Below are 4,206 nucleotides of genomic sequence, written 5' to 3' on the forward strand. Positions count from 1 at the left end.
ATAAGATAGTATTAATTATGGTGATATTATGCCTTTTTGCATATGAAGCCTTGGAACGGCCGAGTTCGCCTGCCGCCGCTTTCAAGACGAGCGGTGCCGGACACCAGTCCTCAGCCTTGGGTCCAGCAGGTCGCGCAGGCCGTCGCCCAGCAGGTTCAGCCCCAGCACGGACAGCGCGATGACCAGGCCGGGGAAGATGGCAAGGGTCGGCCGCAGCAGCATGAAGGTCTGCGCTTCGTTCAGCATCTTGCCCCAGCTGGGCGCCGGCGGCTGGATGCCCAGGCCCAGATAGCTCAATCCCGCCTCCGCCAGGATCGCCACCGCGAAGGAGATCGTGGCCTGGACTATCAGGGTGCCGGCGATATTGGGCAATACATGGACCAGCGTCACGGCTCCCGGCCCGCGCCCCAGCGCCGCCGCCGCGCGGACGAATTCCCGCGCGGCTACCTGACGGGCGGCGCCGCGCGTGACCCTCGCGAACACCGCGACGTTGAAGATGCCGATGGCGAGGATGGCGTTGACCGCTCCCGGTCCCAGCAGAGCGGTGATCAGGATAGCCGACAGGACGGCCGGGAAGGCGAAGGTCAGGTCGGTCAGCCTTCCCACCGCCTCGTCGATCCATCCGTCGAACGATGCCGCCGCCAGTCCAAGCGGCACTCCCACCGCCATCCCGGTTCCTACGGCGACCGCTCCCACGGCCAGCGAGTTGCGGGCGCCGGCCATGATCATCGACAGGATGTCGCGCCCGAAATGGTCGGTGCCCAGCCAGTGCGCGGCGCTCGGCGGCTGGAGCCGGATCGCGATCCGCATCGCCTCGGGCGGGTAGGGGGTCCAGACCAGCGAGACCAGCGCCAAGCCGGCCAGCAGCAGCGTCAGCACGGCGCCGGCGATCAGGTTGACGGGGAGGGAAAGCTGGCCGTGCCGGCGCATCAGGATGCCGCCTTCGGCCTGGGGTCGATCAGGGCGTAGAGGACATCGACGATCAGGTTCACCGCCACGACCATGGCGGCAAGCACGATGACGGCGTCCTTCACGACGATCAGGTCGCGCTGGCTGATCGCCTGGAACAGCAGCCGGCCAAGACCCGGCAGGAAGAAGACGTTCTCGACCACGATGGCCCCGCCCAGCAGGAAGGCGAACTGGAGGCCGACGATGGTCGTGATCGGGATCAGGGCGTTGCGCAGCACGTGCCGCCGCATCACCGCGCCCCGGCTCAGGCCCTTGGCGCGGGCGGTGCGCACATAGTCCTCCCCCAGGGTGTCCAGCACGGCCGACCGCGTCACCCGCGCCAGGATGGCGGCTTCGGTCAGGCCCAGCGTCAGGGCCGGAAGGGTGAGTGACTTCAGCGCCGGGCCGATCCCGGCCGACCAGCCGGGGAATCCCCCCGCGTCGAACCAGCCGAGGCCGATCGAGAACCACAGCACCAGCAGGATGCCGAACCAGAAATTGGGCACGGCGACGCCCAGCTGGCTGAAGGCCATGACGCCGTAATCTGCCGCCCTGCCGCGCTTCGAGGCCGCCAGCAGGCCCAGCGGCAGGGCCGCCGCCGTGGAAACCAGCATCGCCAGCCCCGCCAGCGGAGCTGTCACCGCCAGCCGGTCCCGGATCAGCTCCGCCACCGGGACGCCGTAGGTGTGGCTGGTGCCGAGATTGCCCGTCAGCAGGCCGCCCGTCCAGGCGAGGTAACGGACCGGAGCCGGCTGGTCCAGCCCCATCCGGGCACGCAAAGCCGCGAGCGTGTCGGGCCGCGCATCGACCCCCAGCATCAGCAGCGCCGGATCGCCGGGCAGCACTTCCAGCACCACGAACACGACCAGGGACGCCAGCCACAAGGTCAGCCCCAGGGTCAGCAGGCGCCGGCCAAGGAAAGCGGTCATGCCGGCCTCGAAAGCGCTCCGGCCGGGATGGGCAGGCTCACTTCCACGAACCCGCCGTCACGTCGTTGGCGGGGACGGGGCTGTTTTCCCACAACCCGGTCAGGCCGGCGCGCCAGACGCCTGCCTTGGGAAGCTGGAACAGGAAGACGTTGACGCCGTCCTCCGCGATCACCTGCTGCGCATCGCCGTACAGCGCCGCCCGCCGCTCCGGCTCGACGGTACGGCTCAGCTCGTCCATCACGGCGGCGAAGCGGTCGCTGCGATAGTTGAAGTAGTAATCGGACCGGTTGTAGATGTCGATGTCCAGCGGCTCGACATGGGAGATGATCGTCATGTCGTAGTCGCGGCCCTTGAACACCTGCTCGAGCCACGGCGCCCATTCCATCGGCTCGATCCGCAGCCTTACTCCGACTGCGGCCAGTTGGGCGGCGATGATCTCGCCGCCGCGCCGGGCATAGACCGGCGGCGGCAGCCGGATCACGGCGTCGAAGCCGTTGGGGTAGCCGGCCTGGGCCAGCAGGTCCTTAGCCCTGGCGGGATCGTAGGGATAGAGCCCGGTCAGATCGACGTAGCCGGCACGGTGAGGCGCGAAATGGCTGCCGATCGGCGTGCCGTAGCCGAACAGCGCGCCGTCGATCACGTCCTGGCGGTTGACGGCATGGGCCAGCGCCCGGCGGACGCGGACATCGCTGAACGGCTTCCGGCCGTTGTTCAGCGCCAGCACGGTCTCGCCCTCGGTCGTTCCGACCTTCACGAAGAAGGTCTTGTCCACCTCCAGGATGGGCAGGGATTCGGTGGCGCCCAGGTTGGGGAATGCGTCCACGTCGCCCGACCTGACGGCATTCAGCTGCGCCGCCGGGTCGCTGATGAAGCGAAACGCCACCTCGTTCAGTTTCGGCGTGCCGGGGTCGCGGAAGTCGGGGTTGCGCACCAGCACGACGCGGTCGCCCGACACCCAGCGGTCGAACTTGAACGGCCCGGTGCCGACCGGGCGCTGCTTGTTGGTCTCCGCCGATTCCGGCGCCACGATGGCGGCGTCGTTGGAACCCATGTTGAACAGGAACTGGCCGTCCGGCCGCGCCAGGGTGACCTTGACCGTCAGCGGGTCGGGCGTCTCGACCGTCTTGATCGCCGCGAAATAGCCTTTCTGGGCATTGACCGACCCGTCGCCGCGCGCCCGGTCCAGGGCGAATCTGACGTCGGCGGAATCGAACGCCGTGCCGTCGTGGTACTTGACGCCGCCGCGCAGGTGGAACGTATAGGTCAGGCCGTCGCCGGAAACCTCCCACCGCTCCGCCAGTCCGGGGACCACGTCGCCGCGCTCGTCGATCCGGGTCAGGCTTTCGAACAGGTTGGCGTAGGTCACCTCGTCGATGGCCGCCGCGGCACCCGCCGTCGGGTCCAGGTGCGGCGGCTCCAGTTGCATGCCGATCACGATGCGGCCTCGGTCCTGAGCGGCTGCCTCGCCGGGAGCCATGGCCGTCGCCGCGATGCCGGCCGCCAGAAGCACGGGAAGGAATTTCATGCGGCGCGTCTCCACTGGCCATTTTTGTCAGGCATGATGGCGGGCGGGCGGGGGCGGATCAAGCGCGGAGGCGAGTTCAGGCCGCCGGCCTCCAGTCTTCCACCTTGGCTGTCCTCCTGCCGAAGCCGCGCAGCGTGGCCGCCAGTTCGGCGATCTGGCCGGCATTGCCGGCGGCGGTGCCGCCGGTCCGGGCAGTGCGGTTGTTCTCGAACCCGATGCGGGAATCGCCTCCCAGCAGGGCCACCGCCACGGCGCAGTCGTGCTCCTGCCGTCCGAAGGCGCACATCATCCAGTCCCAGGCAGGGTCCTTCGCGGCCAGGAAGGGGATCAGGTCGGCGGGGGTGGACTGCTGGTCCGCCCGATAGCGTCCCAGTACGAACAGGACCGACCTCATGCCGTCGGGGATGACGCCCGTGGCATGCAGGTGCTTCAGCCGCACCGCGTCGGCATCGTCGTACAGGATATGCTGGACCATGATCCGCTCTCTGGCGCACCACGCGTAGAACGATGCTGCGCCCGGCTCGGCCGCCGCGTCCGGCACCAGTTCGCGGAGCGCCATTGAGGCTGCTTCCGGACGCAGGTCGCGGACCAGGGCCATCTGTTCCGCCGCCGTGTAGCGCCCGACCGCCTCGGTCGTCGCCTGGATCACCATGCGGTCGCCGACGGCCCGGCGCACGGCCACGGTCGCGGCCCGGAACAGGTCGGCATCCAGTATATGCCGGCCCTCCGCGTCGCGCACATGCAGGTGGATCATCGAGGCGCCCGCTTCCAGGCACTCGGCGGCGGTGCCGGCCAGTTCGGCCG

4 protein-coding genes are annotated in these 4,206 nt (G+C 69.1%); all 4 read right to left on the reverse strand.

Annotated elements, in window-relative coordinates; translation table 11 throughout:
• Positions 1-81 precede the first annotated feature (81 nt).
• Positions 82-930, reverse strand: a complete 849-nt coding sequence (locus AC5JJ6_RS01550) for an ABC transporter permease (protein WP_496040353.1) — start codon at positions 928-930, stop codon at positions 82-84.
• Entirely contained in the window at positions 930-1,877 is a 948-nt protein-coding gene (locus AC5JJ6_RS01555; RefSeq protein ID WP_496040354.1) for an ABC transporter permease, read from the reverse strand. Before AC5JJ6_RS01555 ends, AC5JJ6_RS01550 begins: the two co-directional genes overlap by 1 nt.
• Before the next feature lie 37 nt (positions 1,878-1,914).
• Positions 1,915-3,402 (reverse strand): ABC transporter substrate-binding protein, encoded by a 1,488-nt coding sequence (locus AC5JJ6_RS01560; RefSeq protein ID WP_496040355.1) that lies wholly within the window; start codon positions 3,400-3,402, stop codon positions 1,915-1,917.
• Between the two features lie 76 nt (positions 3,403-3,478).
• The coding region (locus AC5JJ6_RS01565; RefSeq protein WP_496040356.1) for a beta-keto acid cleavage family enzyme at positions 3,479-4,206 on the reverse strand (728 nt) is incomplete at its 5' end.

The organism is Skermanella sp. (genome assembly GCF_059503625.1).